Below are 16,819 nucleotides of genomic sequence, written 5' to 3'. Positions count from 1 at the left end.
CGATAATGGAATTTAAAGATAACGAAGCGATATACCTCCAGATAGCGGCTTTTGTAAGCGATCAGATCCTGATGGGCAAATGGCCTGCCGGGCAAAAAATCCCATCGGTACGCGATATGGCTGTAGAACTGGAAGTAAACCCCAATACGGTTATGCGATCATACGAATTTTTGCAGGGGCTCGAAATTATATATAACAAACGCGGTCTGGGTTTATTTGTGGCCGATGACGGTTTTGATAAAGTAAAAGCTTATCGTAAAGAAAACTTTGTACGTCAAAACCTGCCCGAGCTTTTTAAAAACATGTACCTGTTGGGTATTTCAATAGATGAGATTAGCCTGCAATATCAAAATTTTCAGGCACAACAAAATAATGAACTAAACCAGGCCAGCCACGATGAAAACAAGCAATAAATTTTTACTTACCGCGGTATTACTACTCATAGTTTCGGTAGGGATCTATGACTTTCAGCTGAAAGCAGAATATTTGAAAGGCGAGTACAAAAATCCTTACAATGGCTTCAGCAGCCTGAATTTCAAAAATTTCAAAGTTATTGACCTTGGTTCATCAACAGCAATTAACATCATGCTTGTAAAAGGTCCGTTCAAGGTGCTTGCCGCCCCTCAAGCTATGGAGTTTATGAAAATTGAGCAACGGCATGATTCGCTCTTTATACGCGCAGTGTTTAAAGATAACTTTCATAATGTACAACCTCCAAACGTTTTGTACATATCCCTTCCGCAACTGGATGCCTTTTACGCTGATGCAAAATACAAGGCGGGTGATGTTCAAATTACAGATACGACAGCCACACAAGACTTCAGCTGGCGCGTTACTACAATCAAAGGTTTCAACGGAGATAAACTCGATATTATCCAGGATCATGCCTCCACCGTTTTACTAAAAAACAACAAGTTCAATATACTAAATGCCATTATCGGCAAAAGCGGCAGCAGCGCTTCAAACCTATCTATCGAAACAGGCAACCAATTCGGTAAAACCAACCTCGATGTCCGGAACAAAAGCCGCTTATGGATCAAGGACGACAGTCTCAGCAACATAAACTACAAACTTGCTGATAGCGCCAAACTTATCCTGAATGGCAATACAAAACAGATCCGGAACAATAAATGACCAAAACTTAGCAAATCATGAAATTAGTAATCAACTCCCTATCAAAAACCTATGCCAACGGCGTACATGCTTTAAAAGATGTTTCGCTGACCCTGAATAATGGCATGTTTGGCCTGCTTGGGCCAAACGGTGCCGGCAAATCATCCCTCATGCGTACCATCGCCACCCTGCAGGAGGCCGATAAAGGCAGCATTTTTTTGGATGACCTGGATGTATTGAAAAACAAAACCGAAGTCAGGCAGCTACTGGGTTACCTACCGCAGGAGTTTGGTGTATACCCTAAAATATCAGCCGAACGCATGCTCGACCATATTGCCCAGCTCAAAGGCGTTGGCAACAATGCCGAGCGAAAAGACCTGGTACTGCAACTGTTGGAAAGCGTAAACCTTTATAAAGACCGAAAAAAACACCTCGGCACCTACTCCGGCGGTATGAAACAGCGCTTCGGAATAGCACAGGCATTAATTGGTAACCCCAAACTTATCATTGTTGATGAACCAACCGCAGGCCTCGACCCGGCTGAGCGGAACCGATTTTACAACCTGTTAAGCCGTTTGGGGGAAAATACCATCGTGATCCTTTCAACCCATATTGTTGAGGATGTAAGCACCCTTTGCGCCAACTTTGCTATCATTTGCCAGGGCGAGGTTTTATATGCCGGCGACCCTGAAAGCGCGGTAAATGAATTGAACGGGAAGATCTACAGCAAGGTGATCACCCAATCAGAGTTGGGCTTTTATAAAGATGATTACCAGGTAATATCAACGCAGCTTAAAACCGGCAAGCTCCATATCCGCATTATCAGCGAAGCCGAACCCGGCAACGGTTTTATCAGCAGCACCCCAAACCTGGAAGATGTGTACTTCAGCAACATCGCTACACGAATAGATGTAGACACTATTTAAACTCACTATAAACCAATAGTTTATGTTTCTTAAAATATTTCTGTTCGAGATCCGGAATAGGGTCCGCAGGCCAGCCGTTTACCTATATTTTTTGGCAGCACTCATATTTACAGTGTTCACCTTTTCAACAGGCTCGTTACCGCTGGGCGAAAAAGAACACATAAACGCACCTTATGTACTTGCCTTATGGTGCTCAGGCATCACCATGATGATCACACTTGTGAGTTCGTCTATTATGGGTACCGCGCTATATCGCGATATTGAGTATAACACAAAAGATTATTACCTAACCTACCCTATTACAAAAGCGGGTTATTTCTGGGGCCGTTACCTTGGCTCATTCGTTTTTATGATCTTCATAGCATCGGCTGTTATTATCGGTGCATTTATAGGCACCAAACTTGGCCCGGCTATGGGATGGACGGATGTAAAACAATACGGCCCCAATAACCTCATTTACTACCTGCACCCGTTTTTCACTATCGGGCTGCCAAACGTTTTGTTCACTTCTTCGTTGTTTTTTGGACTGGTGGCTATTACACGCAACGTAAAGGTGATTTACTTTGGTGGTATCCTGTTATTTCTGTTTTATTTTATTGCGCTGTTTTTCCTCAACCATATCAACAATCCAACGGTAATCAACCTAAGCGATCCTTTTGGTCTCAACGGCATCAGGCTGCAAACCAGCTCTTCAAGCACCCTTGAACAAAACACCACGTTGTTCCCGGTAACTGGTACTTTTATGCTCAACCGTGTAGTATGGGGAGGCATCGGGATAATTGTAGTAATTTTTACTTATTTGCGGTTTAACTTCGAGCGCTTTTTTAGCGGCAGGCGCGATAAAGCAGCAATTGATGAAGTAGGTACTAAAACCAAGAACGCAATAACTATTAAGCCGGCTGTTAGCTTTACGGGCAAATACAACAGGAACACATTACGCAACCTGGTAAAGGTTGAATTGCTTAATATCATTCGCGATAATTACTTCTGGATCATATTGATCAGCGGCAGCTTATTCCTTGGCTTTGTACTCTGGCTTGGCGACAACAGAAACGGCGTTCCCGACTTCCCGCGCACAGTTACATTGCTTGCAATTTTTAATGAAGCCTTTCCTTTCTTCATTTTCTTTATCCTGATGTTTTATACCGGCGAAACCCTGCACCGCGACAGGACAACCCGCTATGCTTTTATCAATGATTCGCTCCCGCCGCCAAACTGGATCCTGAACGGGTCAAAGCTCATTACCTTGTTATTGATAGGTACAGGTTTATCCTTCATACCCATACTAACCGGGGTTATTGTTCAATTATTAAAGGGTTATCATACGTTGAACCCGTCGGTATATTTTCTCTACATATTGTACATATTGCTGCCTGCATTACTGGAGATGGTGGTATTTTGCTATGTGGTACATGTTGTTATCAATAACAAATTTGCAGCCCACGGCATAGGTGTGTTTTTATGGGTGATTGTTTTCTTTTTGCGTAAAACGGGCACCTTTGATTACAACCTGCTGTTATATTCATACACTCCATCCTCTGGGATCTCTGATATGACCGGTATGGGCCACATGGTAACACCAATTAATTGGTTTAACCTGTACTGGCTGCTGTTTGCAGGGCTGCTCATCATTGTTTCGGCACTATTTTATTACCGGGGGGTAACCTCATCTTTTAAAGAGCGGTTACGTTTACTACCTCAACGCTTTAACAAAAGCACGGCACTCATTACTACTATAGTAGCGATGGCATTTTTGGCAGTGGGCGCGTGGAATTATTACAACGTAAGCTTTTTAAACAGCTATCTCATCAAAAGTGAAAACATAGCAAGAGCGGTCCAATATGAAAAAACGCTAAAAAAATATGAACGCCTTCCGCTGCCTAAAGTAACCGGCATAAAAATGCAGGTAGAACTTTATCCCGATAAACAACAGGTATCTACACACGCATGGGTAACTATAACCAATAAAAACAAAGTTGCCATATCTCAAATGCTGCTTGATGGCGATGAACTCAGCAATTATTCGCTTAAAACCAATGGTGTATTAATTCCGTTTACCGCCCCGCTGCTGTATACCCGCGGATTTTTCAACTGGTTCAGGCCGAAAATGGATACCGCCGATTTCCGTTTATATAAGTTTATAAAACCATTAATGCCCGGCGACTCCATAACGCTGGAAATCAAGTCTGAAATAGTTCACAAAGGGTTTACCAATGGGATGTATGCGGCAGCCCTCATTAATAATGGCACCTTTTTTAACGGAGGACTGCCCGGTTTAGGCTACGATGAAGACGACGAACTGGGCAGCCCCTATGAACGTAAAAAAGCCGGCCTGCCCGAAAAAAAGGAAGAAGAAATTCAGCAGGATAACCCGGAGGGCATCAACACACTTAAAGCAGGAAGGGCCGCCGATCTCCTGAAACTTGATGTAACCATTGGAACCCTGGCCGATCAAACCGCCATCGCCCCCGGCCGGCTCGTAAAAAACTGGCAGCAAAATGGCCGCAATTATTTCCATTATGTGCAGGACAAACCGGGCATGTATATGCCAATGGGTATTATATCCGAAAAACTGGCCGTAAAAAAGGCGACCGTTCAGTTAGACCACCAGGTGAACATTGAGGTTTATTATCACCCTGAACATAACATCAATATCGACAGGTATATTGCCGCTTATAAAGATGGCCTGACTTATTACAGCAAGGTTTACGGCAATTATCCGTTCAACGACATCCGACTGGTAGAAACATCTGTTTATGGTCCGCAGGATGCCTCTATGACCACCCTGGATACATACGCCGAATATTTTGGATGGAATGCCGATTTCAGGGATCCCAACAGCTTTGATTATTGTTATGCCAGTACCACAAGACTATTGTCCCAACAATGGTGGCGTTTTCAGACAGCACCAAACAATACCATTGGTAGCCTGGTAATACCTGAAGGCCTTTCAAACTATGATCAACTGGTAATGTCAGAACGCAAATACGGTAAAGATAACATGCGTTACATTGTGCTTGACCAGTTGTGGTACTACCTGTTTATCCGGCGGCACCTTAATGAAAATGAACATCCTTTGATAAAAGCCGATCAATGGTTTTTATGGGGAGGCAAGGCAAGCGTAGCTTTATATGGCTTGCGCGACCTGATTGGTGAAGACAGCATAAACGTGGCATTGCGCGAATTTAAAAAGGCCTATACTTTTAAAACAGACGGCCCTTTTGCCGGAGCCAACAATCTTTACCAATATCTTCAAAAGCACGTGCCCGATTCGCTGCAATATTACCTTACCGATACCTGGCAGAAGATCACCCTGTATGATAACCGGGTGGTTGAAGCAAGCAGCAAGCCCACAGGTAATAAAAATGAATATAAAGTCACCTTTAAGCTTGATATTGATAAAGTGTGGAAGGATGCAAAGAACAACGACATCCCGGCTGTTAACATGAACGACTATATCGATATCGGAATTTTCGGCAAGCAGGTTCAAGGTGCAGGTAACCGCATGGTGAGTAATACCCTATACCTCAAAAAGTATAAGCTTAAACGCGGGCAACAGCAATTCAGTATTGTTGTTAAAGGCCAGCCTGCTTCTATAGGCATCGATCCGTTTAGCAAACTGATTGACAGGAATCCTAACGATAATATCAAAGACCTTTAAAACTAAAAACGGGATTACGTTTTGCGTAATCCCGTTTTTCATAATGTTAAGGAGCTGTTAAAATTTGATTGTTTTTAAATGTAGAGACGCATCACATGCGTCTCCCGCGTGCAATTTCCGACGGAATTAGAAGCCTTTTAAATCGGCCTGTCCACCGGGAGACGCATGTGATGCGCCTCTACAAAAAACTTTCCATTCGTTTGTAAACAGCTTCTTAGAAATACTACGGCTTAAATAATTTGTTCTCTCCCTCAATTTCAACATTAGCCTGTTCAACTACTGCTTTATATTCATAATCGGCTTTTAGTGGTAACGTTGCTTCAAAAGTACCATCAGCATGTATGTTTACCCATGTACCGGCTGTCCACTTGCCTGCATATAAAGTTTCAACCTGCCCATGATAAGGGCGGTAATCAAACCGGGCCCTTTTTGCTGAAATGTTCTTGTAGTTCAGGACCTTCCCTTTCAAAACCGCGCCGGTTTGTACTTTTGAACTTGCACCCGTTTCAACTATGGCGGCTTCTTTAAAAACGGGGTTAACATTTTCCAGTTTGATCACTACCGGGTTAGGCCAGCGGTGATCGTCATAAATGCGTTGTGCCTTTACTACCGATACTTCAAGCCCCTTATCGGTTTGCTTATACCTGCAGCTTACATCATCATTTTTATATTCGATGATCCTGCTGTTTTGCCCTAACACACTCACCTTAGTATTATTAGTGGCTATGGCCGAGCGGATCAGGAAACTTTTGCGTGTCCCCTCCTTCCAATCAGCGGCATTAGTTACTATAGCATAAAGTGTATGCCCGTTTTTAGCGGTAAACCAGGTATCTCCTTCTTTACTTATTACCCAGCTTCGTACGCTATCAATACATTCGCGGTTAACAAAATACCATGCCGACATTTCGCGCAGCCGTTCTTCTTGCTCAATAGGTAATGCGCCATCAGGCTTCGGGCCAACGTTCAGCAACAGCGACCCGCCTTTTGCCCTGGCCTCAATCAATAAACCGATCAACTGATTGCCTGATTTATAGCGCTCGTTAGTTGGCTGATATCCCCAGGCCGTGCCCATAGTTATACAGGAGAGCCATGGCTCGTTGATCATAGCACCTGGCATGATCTGCTCGGGTGTTTTGATAGCGCCGCGGGTTATCAGTAAATCGGGCTGCAATTTCCAGCAGGTTTGCTTAACTACTTCCTTCGGATCACCATCTATAAAAAGCACATCTATCTTACCATAATTAGTTATCAGCTCCTCGCATTGTTTTCGGGTGTACTCATCATATTGATGCCGGGTTTGGGCATCCATCTTAACATCGGTACGGCTGATGGCAATGCGATGGTCACGTAGAAAGTTAAAATCCTCCGGCGAAAAATAGAAGCCAACCTGCAGCCCGGCTTCGCGCGTGGCATCAACAAACTCCTTTAACAAGTCCTTTTTATAAGGGGTATGGGTTATGCTAAAATCGGTGGTCTTGGTATCCCACATACAAAAACCCGAATGATGTTTGGTTGTAAATACGATGTATTTCATCCCGGCCAGCTTAGCCAGTGTTGCTATCTGGTGCGGATCAAACTTGGAAGGATCAAAGGTTTTGGGCAGCTCATTAAAGTATCGGTTCACATAATCATCGCTTGCGCCAACCAGCGAGTGACTGATCACCACACCTAATTGGCTATCCATACTGAAATGGATAAACAAACCCAAGCCGGTGTTTTTAAGCCATAGTTCGCGTTCGGGCTTATTCAGGTTATAATTACTTGCATTATCATCCTTAACCAGATCATTTTGTGCCGATACGCCTTGGATACAACAAAACAGCAGCAGGGAAAAAAGATATTTCTTATACATCAAAAAAACGTTTAAAAAAATCAGGGAAGGCCCCACGCCCTCCCCGAAAACAACATCAACTAATCAAACTTTCACATTATTGTTTATCCCACCAGATCCGGGTTAAAAAATCATCTGAACCTTGTCGTGCAATGGCAGCAGCATATGATGCCGCATTAAGGTTTTGCTCACTAACGGGGTACAACATCCGCCTGAATATTTTACCACCGGTAGCATTGCCCACATAATTATTAGGTACAAGCGCCGGATAACCGGTACGCCTGTAGCTTGCAAAAACCTCCTGCGCGTCAGGAAATATACCAACCCAAAACTGGGTATAGATCTGCTCCATTTTTTGATCTAATGTACCACCTGTATTGAATGGGTGTGCGTTAATGTATGAATTGATCTGAGCAGTAGTAATTGTGCCCGCGCTGCCTGCAATAATGCTCCATTGGCGCATTGACGCGGCTATACCATTCTGGTACAATGACTCGGCAGTAGCTGCGGTATACCAACCCCTTGCAGCAGCTTCAGATAACAGAAAGTAGCTTTCGGCAGCAGTAAAAACCAATCGCGGAGAGTTTAACAACAATATAGTTTTAGGATTTGGCTCGGAGTACGTCACAAAATCGGCAGGCTTGGCATTCAAGCCTGCTGACATGCCCTTTTGGATAGCCGAGGTTGTATCAGCACCCCCACCGTTCCATACTACAGACACCACAGCCAAACGCGGATCTTTATTAGCTTTCAGGTAACTGATAAATACATCCTGGTACTTGCCACCCTCGGTATTGGTACTGCCGTTACCTGCAATATAATCGTTGTTATAAAGATCAAGCGCTAAAGGGTTTTTGTTGATGTCCTGGCCGGCACCCACGTAAGCTACTTTGGCAACATCGGCATCATCCAAAATAACGCCGCCTGCTATAGCCTTTGTTGCCCAAGTTTGAGCTTGGGCTATATCAACTTTGGTCATGCGCATGGCACACCTGAGCATAAGTGAGTAGGCAAACTTTTTCCATTTTACGGTATTACCACCGTAAATTAAATCCGCAGAGCCAAAGGTTGTTTTGGAAGCATCAAGGCTTTGGGCTGCCTGGTCAAGCTCCTTCAATAAATCGGCATAGATATCTTTCTGCGCATCATAAGCAGGTTTATAAATTGCCTGGTTATAACCTTGCGCCGCCTGCGAATATGGGATATCGCCATAAAGATCTGTAAGCCTGCTAAAACAATACACTTTCCAGATCCTTGCTTCGGCCTGCAGGTTCACCTGCGATGCATCGGTACCAACTGCTTTTAAAACCTCCACCAATTCATTGATCTCATTTGGATAAGCATTGGTGAAAGCGGCTGCCGACTGCGGGCTCTGGCTCAACACATACTTTGATCCGAAACCGGCCACATCATTAAAGCTGGTAGTATACTGCATGGTACCCAGTAACAGATCAAGCATACGGGCAGTACCGTCATATTGGGCCTTGGTAAAAATGTACTGCGGTACCGCTTTCGACGATGCATCCGGATTAACGTTAAGCGTATCGAAGTTTTTGGTACACGATTGTGTGGCGATAATGCAAAGCATCATCAGAGAACAATAAATATATTTAGTTAAATGTCTTTTCATCGTATTCAATTTAAAAGTGTTAAAACTTAACGGCCAGGTTTACGCCAAGTGAACGGGTACGCGGCAAGCCTATAGACTCAAAGCCCTGCGCATTACTGTTGGTAAAGCTTTGCTCCGGATCAAAATTGTCTGTCTGCTTGTAAATAGTCCATAAGTTCCGGGCCACAAAGGAGATACTGGCCGACTGGATATTAACTCTGTTTAAAAGACTTGCTGGAAGCGCGTATGACAGGATAACCTGGCGAAGTTTAACAAAGCTGCCATCGTGCAAAAACAGATCTGAATACGTTTTATAGTTATCATAATATGATCTTAATCCACTTACAGGCACTGTACGGGTATAAGGCGCGCCTGTTTGATCAACACCGTTCAGCACCAATCCGTTTTCACGGCCCGGCAATGTTGATTTCATCAAGCCTAAACGGGTAGCATATACCTCCATAACCGAAAACACCTTGTTGCCAAACTTGCCATCAACCAGGAAGTTCAACGAGAACCTTTTATACCTGAATTCGTTGGTTAAACCCATGGTAAGCGGGGCAACGCTTTTACCCAGCTGTTGCAGTGGAGTTTGTACCGGTAAACCGGTGGTGGCATTGAACACCACATTGCCCTGAGCATCCTTTTGCATACGGGTACCAACCAGCATACCAAAGGGCTTACCTTCAATATTATCTAAAATACCCCAGTTACCTACTGATGTAGCCAGCTGAATGGTGTTAAGGCCGGGGGCCAGTTTAACTACCTTGTTATCGTTGTAGGCTACGTTATAGCTCGCGGTCCAGGTAAAGCTGCCTGTTTTTACGGGCGTACCGTTCAATAATACCTCGATACCCCTATTGCTTACCTTACCAACGTTCAGGATCACATTATTGTAGCCTGATGTAGAAGAAATAGCCGTATTTACAATATCGTTGGTTGTTTTACGATCATACAGCGTAACATCCAAACCTAAACGGTTCTTAAGCATCTGCAATTCAAAACCGCCTTCAAATGTTGTTGAAGTATACGGCTTAAGATTGCTATTGGTAATGTTATTAGTAGTTACGTTTTGCAGCGGCTGACCGGCGCTTGGTACGTTACTGTAAGTAAGGTTAATAACGTAAGGATCCGGCGCGCCGCCGCCCACCTGCGCCCATGAACCGCGCAGTTTGGCAAGGTTAAAAAACTCAGGGAGTTTAACCGCATCCGACAGGATAAAGCTGCCGCCTATGCTTGGGTAAAAGATACTGTTACTTTTAGGGCTAAGCGTTGAAAACCAGTCCTTCCTGCCGGTAAATGACAGGAATACCAGGCTCTTGTAATCAAAATCGGCCGAGCCAAAAACCGAGTTGGTTACAATCTTGGCATTATATGGTGTAGTTGATGAAACTGCAAGGTTGGTAAAGCTGTAAAAATATGGAATAGTAAACTGCGAACCACTGAACGTTAACTGGTTTGTTGTGTTTTTACGACTGTTTACACCACCCAAGACATTCACGTTTAAATCATGAATGATCTTTGTTTTGTAGCTAACAGTTGCCAGCTCGTTGGTTTCAGACACGTCCGATTTGATACCCGCGTACTGGCCGTTAGGGATATACAATGTACCCGTTGGCAGGATATTGGTATAGTTGTAATTGAAAAAGTCGCGGCTGATGGTAGCTTTGAAAGTAAGATCTTTTATGGGCGAATAAATAACCGATCCCTGACCAATAAAACGGTTCTTCACATCATCTTCCTTATATTTATTGATTACAAAATAACCGTTTGATGCGATGGATGCATCGTTCCAGATCTGTTCGTTGCCTAAAGCATCATAACCTGGCTTCAGCCAGCGAACATCAACCGTGTTGGCTACTTCAAGCGGGGTCCAGTTGGGATTACCCAATGCGTCGCCCGCACCGGTACGGTTATGGCCGGTTTCAATGTTATATTGGGCCAACGCTTCAATCGATAGTTTATCACTCAGTTTGCCGTTCAGGGCAAGGTTAAAAGTTTTACGGTCATAAGTAGTGCCCGGCAAAATACCTTTACTATTCAAATCAGCAGCCGAAAACCTGTAGGTAAAAGCTTCGTTACCACCTAAAAAAGCAAGGCTGTTGGTATAAGTGCTTCCCGTTTGATAATAGTTTTTGAGGTTATTTTTCTGTGCAACATAAGGGTGGGTTTTCCCGTCGACCGCCACATAATCGGTTGAGCCATCAATTTTTGAACCCCATGAGCGCCTTCCGCTTGCTTGTGCAGCGGCCAGTGTGGTTGGTTTTACCCCGCCATCGCCCTGCCCGTACTCATACTGGTAATCAGGGAAAACCGCCACATTATCATAAGTAGCCGTCGAGTTAAATTCAACTCCTACTCCTTTCTGGATCCGGCCTTTTTTGGTGGTAATCAAAATAACACCATTTGCCGCCCGTGAGCCATAAAGTGCCGCTGCTGTACCTCCTTTAAGTACACTTATCGATTCTATATCGTCTGGATTGATTGCTGCTATACCATCGCCGCGGTCAACGTTGTTAGTAATACCATTAACTGTAGCCGCGCCACCGGGTACGCTGTTATCAATCGGCATACCGTTTACCACATATAAAGGTTGGTTATCACCTGCAAGGCCACCATTACCCCTGATCACCACGCGGCTTGAACCACCCGGACCAGTTGACAAACCGGCTGCGTTAACACCGGCAACTTTACCGGTAAGCGCATTGGCCACGTTGTTTTCGCGGGCCTGGGTAAACTCTGTACCCTTAACCTCAGTAACGGAATAGCCTAACGATTTTTTTTGCTTACTGATACCCAGGGCAGTAACTACAACCTCGTTAAGAGCTTTATTATTTTGCACCAGTTTAATTTGCAAAGGTGAACCCGGGTCGGCCACGTTAATTTCCTCCTGGTTGTATCCTACATAAGCTACCACCAGGGTTAATGGCCTGCCTGAATATTTATCAGGCACTATTAACCGGAAGCTGCCCGTAATATCGGTGATAGCTCCCACCTTATTGTCAATTTTTAAGTAAACCGATGCGCCCACAACCGGTTGGCCATCGCCGGCATCCACAACCTTACCTGTTAATGTAACTGCTGCAACAGCTGCATTGGTGGAGGTAAGATCCTTCGCCGTAAAAATCGAGATCTGGTTATCGTTTATCTTACGGTACGTTAGCTGAAAGGCCGATAACAATTGCTTCAGATTATCATCAAGCGTTAACTGGCTGATGTTATTGGTCAAATTTGCGGGCACAAATTTGTTGTCAAGCAAGCCTTCCTGGTAAGCTATCTGAACGTTGAATTGTTTTTTCAAGTTATCCAGCGCATCTTTTAGCAGCACCTTGTTTTCAACAGTCTGCGGAGCCGCATAACCGAAGCTTTTTGCATGAATCCTGCTGTTACTGGTTAACGCCATTTGGGCATAGCCGTACGCCGACCGGCCAAGTAATACCATCAGGAAACAGCAACATCTTAAAAAATTGGATGAGTCGAGTTTTCTCATAAGTTATTCGTTTAGGGGTTTAATTTTGTTATAGTGATATTTTTGTCTGTTCGGATAATTTTCACCGGGAGTGTGGTGGAGATAGTTTCAATCAGCTCGTCAACATTAGGCACGTTTATTTCCCCTTCTATTTTGAGGGTAGTTAAATCTGCGTTCGAAAAATCAACGTGATAGCCATAATCATCGGTCATTACCTCGCCGATTTGCGCCAGACTGGCATCATTAAATAAAAGTTGATGTTTTGTCCATTTGGTGATCTTTTCAGGGGCTGGAAGAACAGTACGGGTAAGGGCTTTTTTATAAGCATGCTGCACGTAATCACCAGGTTTCATAATAAGCGATTGTTTCCCGGATGCGGCGTCAACGTAATCAAGCCTGATCTTTCCCTGTACTAAACCCACATTGGTTTTGTTATGCCTGCTTCTGACATTAAAAGTTGTTCCCAACACCTCAATATCCATATCAGGGCAATGCACTATAAACCTTTCAGAAGGTTTAATAATGTGGGGATCTTTATTGATATGCTTTACGTTGAACAATCCCTCCCCATTTATCCAAACCTCTCTCGAATTTTTGTCCCAGTTATCGGAGTAAGTTAATTTCGAGTTGCCGTTGAGCACTACGGTTGAGCCATCTGGCAAGGTGACGGTACTCAGCTCGCCATAAGTAGTATCAATTTCATTTGGCCTGCCTTTTATCAGCCATAAAGCAATACCTACAGATGATACCAGCAATAACATTGCGGCAACACGAAGGAACCTGTTTAACGTGAAGATCTTTGGCTTACCCCGATCTCTTTGCAGTGATGATTCAATCCGGAGCCAAACTTTTGATTGATTAGCCTCGTTGGTAAAAACATCCTGCTTGCGGTATGCGGTAATAATTTTTGAAGCTTCGGCTATTATTTCTTTCTGTCGCGGGTATGCGGTTTCAACCTGCTGCCAAAAAACAGTGTCGTTATGTGAGGGGTTAATCACAAAACGGAGAAAATCATCGTCTTCTAAAAAATCCGGCAGGGTATAATTACTGTATTTGGCTATCTGCATGGGTTATAAGGTGTTATTTACTCCTTATAGACAGCACCCTACCCTAATTATCCCTACAAACCGAAAAAAAAATTAATTTTTAATGATTATTTACGTAAAAGCATGAATACAAGGCTAAAACAATAGCCAATTTGGAAGTTTTGAGTACATCCTGGAGGTTATCAAACGCCTTATAGATCAGTTTATAGGCCGAACTGACGTTTATCTCCATAATATCAGCAATTTCATCATAACCCAAACCTTCATAAAAGCGCAGGTAGATGATTTCCTGTTGCCGCGCCGGCAAAGCTTTTACATGAAATTTAATCTTCTTTTGTAACTCCTGTTCTTCCTCATCGGCCATGATCTGCTGATCGAAGGATATTTCGAACGGAAAGTTATGCTCCGCTTCATCTTCCAGATCGACAAAGCGCGATTTTGATTGCAGCTTGCGGAAAATAATGCTGCGTAAAGATTTAAAAAGATAGTTTTTTACCGAAGCAGGATTGCCAAGCCCTGCCCTGTTTGTCCACAGCCTGATAAAAAGATCATGGATAGCATCCTCAATGACATTGACATCCCTGGTAAATTTATGCCCGTAGTTATTGAGTACCTTAAAATATTGGTTATATAATTGTGTGTAGGCATCCCAATTGCCTTCTTTAAAAGCAAGCCAAATAGCAGTATTATGATCGTCATGAACAATTTGTTCGTGAGACATAGCTTAACCAGGGGATAAAACGTTTTACAATTGAAATCAGGTACAATGTAATAATTATAACAATAATTTTACGTCAACTTTAAAAATCAATGTCACTTAAATTAAAGTGAGATTATCCTAACGTATATTTATCGTGTGGACACATCTTGTTAATGAAAATCAATCAATAAAATCGAATGTCATTTTCTTTTATTTAAAAATGTGCTTAGACGATAGAACTGATATGGGAACCATTACAAATGAGTTATACAGTTTGAAAATTGAAAAACGCTGAAATATTCTTTTTTTAAAATAACTTAGCCCGTATCAATTTTTCCCTGGATATTTAAGAACCTGCTGCCGGATTAAATTATGTTTGAATCAGTTACTATTAAGGATATTGCCAAGGCTTTGGGTGTGTCAACATCAACGGTATCAAGAGCGCTGAACGGAAGCTATGAAATAGGTACCGAAACCAAAAAGCTTGTCCTTGAGTATGCCGAAAAGATAAACTACCGGCCCAACCCTATTGCTTTAAGTCTTAAAGAACAAAAAAGTCACTCGATAGGCGTAGTGGTTTGCGAGGTGGCAAATGATTATTTTTCGCAGGCCATTAACGGCATCGAGTCCATAGCTTATAACCGCGGATATCACGTTATCATTACCCAAACGCACGAGTCATTTGACAGGGAAAGCGCCAATGTAAAGCACTTGCTATCAAGACATGTGGATGGTTTGCTGGTATCATTATCGGCCCAAACAACCGATACCTCTCAATATAAATACCTGCTGGATAAAGGTTTCCCTATTGTATTTTTTGACAGGGCAGCTCCAGATCTGAACACCCACAAGGTGATAGCCAATAACTTCCAGGGCTCGTTTAACGGTACGGAAGCATTAATCAACTCGGGTTTCACCAAAATTGCACACCTTACCAACTCAAATAACCTGCTCATAAGCCATGAGCGCTTTGAAGGCTACAAGGCGGCACTTGATAAACACGGCATCGAATTCAGGCCCGAATACCTTAAACATTGCAACCATGGTGGCATGATACACGACGAAGTGGAGATTGTGCTGAAAGAATTGCTGGCATTGGATGATAAACCGGAGGCTATTTTTAGTGGCAGCGACAGGCTAACCATCAGCAGTATGTCGATATTAAAAAAATGGGGCTTAAAGGTTCCCGGAGATATTGCGATAGCCGGGTTCACTAACTCGGATGTGGTTGACCTGTTTGACCCGCCTTTAACGGTGGTACGCCAGCCTGCTTTTCAGATTGGGCAAATGGCCACCGAAATGCTGATCAAAACCATCGAAAGTAAATGGCCCGTTGAAGAATTTACTACGGAGAAGGTTGATACGCAGTTGATAGTAAGGTCATCATCAGCGAAAGGTAATGCGAACACAGAGAACAATTGAGAGCATTAATTTAACATTAAGTATTAAACTTTATTAAACCCCATGTCATTGCGAGGAGCAGCATGGGCAAAAGTATCTGGGGCGACGTGGCAATCTCGTAGCCATACAGATCAGACATGCATGGGCGACAAGATTGCCGCGCTTCGCTCGAAATGCCATTTTTTATTTATCCTTCAACACCAGTAGATTTACCTACACAACCGTCACCTTCACCCCTTTTTCTTCCAACATATTGAGCATTGCCGCGCTGATGCCGCTATCGGTAATGATCTCATTGATCTGATCCAACGAGCAGATCTTCGCTAATCCACGCTTGCCAAACTTTGTACTATCGGCAAGTACAATCGTAGCCTGGGCAGCATTGATCATTTTTTGGTTAAGGCGTGCTTCTGATAAATTGGTTGTGGTGAGCCCTATTTCCGGATCGATGCCATCTACCCCTAAAAACAAAACACCGCATAGCATATCGTCAAGCATCAGTTCGGCATAGTTACCGGTTACCGATGACGAGGTATTACGCATCTGCCCTCCCAATTGAACAATATCAACCTGCGGATGCTGAAGAAGTTCAAGAGCCACCGGCAGGGCTGCTGTAACAACAGTAATATGCTTATTTGGCTGCATAGCCCGGGCAAGGGCAAGCATGGTAGTACCCGAGGCTATAATAACCGAATCGTTAGCACCAATACGGCTTGCGGCTTCAAAAGCTATCCTCTTCTTTTCAGGGCCATTCAACTTTTCTTTTTCGGCAACCGGCCTGTCATTGGCATAAGGGTTTGTTTTACTTGCACCGCCATGCGTTCTGAAAAGCAGGTTTTTATCTTCCAAAAGTTTCAGGTCCTTTCGGATAGTAACTTCCGAAACACTTAACTGGTTACTGAGGTCCTGTACATTCACAAAACCATCTGTATCAATCTTTTGCAGGATAAACTTATGCCGGTCAGTGTTTTTACTCATAATCGCTAAATTAAACAGAAAAATTGATTGTAATGTTTTGTAAGGCTTACTGTGCTCCTCGTTAATCAAATGTAATCAAATAAAA

Annotated in this window: 11 protein-coding genes; 5 read left to right on the top strand and 6 right to left on the bottom strand. The window is 43.4% G+C overall.

Annotated elements, in window-relative coordinates; all coding sequences use genetic code 11:
- The first annotated feature begins 5 nt into the window (after positions 1–5).
- The 4 genes from AC59JO_RS18680 (at position 6) to AC59JO_RS18665 (ending at position 5,700) form a co-directional block, all read left to right on the top strand.
- Positions 6–413: a GntR family transcriptional regulator gene (locus tag AC59JO_RS18680; protein ID WP_091211516.1), complete on the top strand. Its 408-nt coding sequence runs from the start codon at positions 6–8 to the stop codon at positions 411–413.
- Positions 397–1,134, top strand: coding sequence for a hypothetical protein (locus tag AC59JO_RS18675; protein ID WP_497307109.1), 738 nt, complete (start codon positions 397–399; stop codon positions 1,132–1,134). The genes AC59JO_RS18680 and AC59JO_RS18675 overlap by 17 nt, the downstream gene beginning before the upstream one ends.
- A 17-nt stretch (positions 1,135–1,151) precedes the next feature.
- Entirely contained in the window at positions 1,152–2,039 is an 888-nt protein-coding gene (locus tag AC59JO_RS18670; RefSeq protein ID WP_497307107.1) for an ABC transporter ATP-binding protein, read from the top strand.
- Positions 2,040–2,130: 91 nt separating this feature from the next.
- Positions 2,131–5,700 (top strand): ABC transporter permease/M1 family aminopeptidase, encoded by a 3,570-nt coding sequence (locus tag AC59JO_RS18665; protein WP_497307105.1) that lies wholly within the window; start codon positions 2,131–2,133, stop codon positions 5,698–5,700.
- A 223-nt stretch (positions 5,701–5,923) separates the two neighbouring features.
- Here the strand turns inward: AC59JO_RS18665 and AC59JO_RS18660 are convergent, their stop codons facing one another.
- The 5 genes from AC59JO_RS18660 to AC59JO_RS18640 all read right to left on the bottom strand — a co-directional run bounded on the left by AC59JO_RS18660 (position 5,924) and on the right by AC59JO_RS18640 (position 14,376).
- The gene (locus AC59JO_RS18660) at positions 5,924–7,552 is read right to left on the bottom strand and encodes an alpha-L-fucosidase (RefSeq protein WP_497307103.1); all 1,629 of its coding nucleotides are present in this window, start codon (positions 7,550–7,552) and stop codon (positions 5,924–5,926) included.
- A gap of 76 nt (positions 7,553–7,628) precedes the next feature.
- Positions 7,629–9,161 carry a SusD/RagB family nutrient-binding outer membrane lipoprotein gene (locus AC59JO_RS18655; RefSeq protein ID WP_497307101.1) on the bottom strand — a complete coding sequence of 511 codons (1,533 nt, stop codon included), beginning with the start codon at positions 9,159–9,161 and terminating at the stop codon, positions 7,629–7,631.
- Between the two features lie 19 nt (positions 9,162–9,180).
- The gene (locus AC59JO_RS18650; protein ID WP_497307099.1) at positions 9,181–12,630 is read right to left on the bottom strand and encodes a SusC/RagA family TonB-linked outer membrane protein; all 3,450 of its coding nucleotides are present in this window, start codon (positions 12,628–12,630) and stop codon (positions 9,181–9,183) included.
- Positions 12,631–12,641: 11 nt separating this feature from the next.
- On the bottom strand, positions 12,642–13,676 hold the full coding sequence (locus AC59JO_RS18645; RefSeq protein WP_497307097.1) for a FecR family protein: 1,035 nt from the start codon (positions 13,674–13,676) through the stop codon (positions 12,642–12,644).
- Positions 13,677–13,755: 79 nt separating this feature from the next.
- Complete coding sequence (locus tag AC59JO_RS18640; RefSeq protein ID WP_413667395.1) at positions 13,756–14,376, bottom strand: RNA polymerase sigma factor; 621 nt, start codon at positions 14,374–14,376, stop codon at positions 13,756–13,758.
- A gap of 351 nt (positions 14,377–14,727) precedes the next feature.
- On the opposite strand from AC59JO_RS18640, the gene AC59JO_RS18635 reads away from it, so the two are divergent.
- A complete protein-coding gene (locus tag AC59JO_RS18635) occupies positions 14,728–15,777 on the top strand; it encodes a LacI family DNA-binding transcriptional regulator (protein ID WP_497307095.1) in 1,050 nt (349 codons plus the stop codon).
- 192 nt (positions 15,778–15,969) lie between these two features.
- Here AC59JO_RS18635 and AC59JO_RS18630 read toward each other — a convergent pair whose 3' ends face one another.
- A complete protein-coding gene (locus AC59JO_RS18630) occupies positions 15,970–16,734 on the bottom strand; it encodes a DeoR/GlpR family DNA-binding transcription regulator (RefSeq protein WP_497307093.1) in 765 nt (254 codons plus the stop codon).
- Positions 16,735–16,819 lie beyond the last annotated feature (85 nt).

Source organism: Mucilaginibacter sp. A5337 (assembly GCF_059690695.1).
Note: the sequence above shows the minus strand (reverse complement) of the source record. Positions and strands in the feature narration are given on the sequence as shown.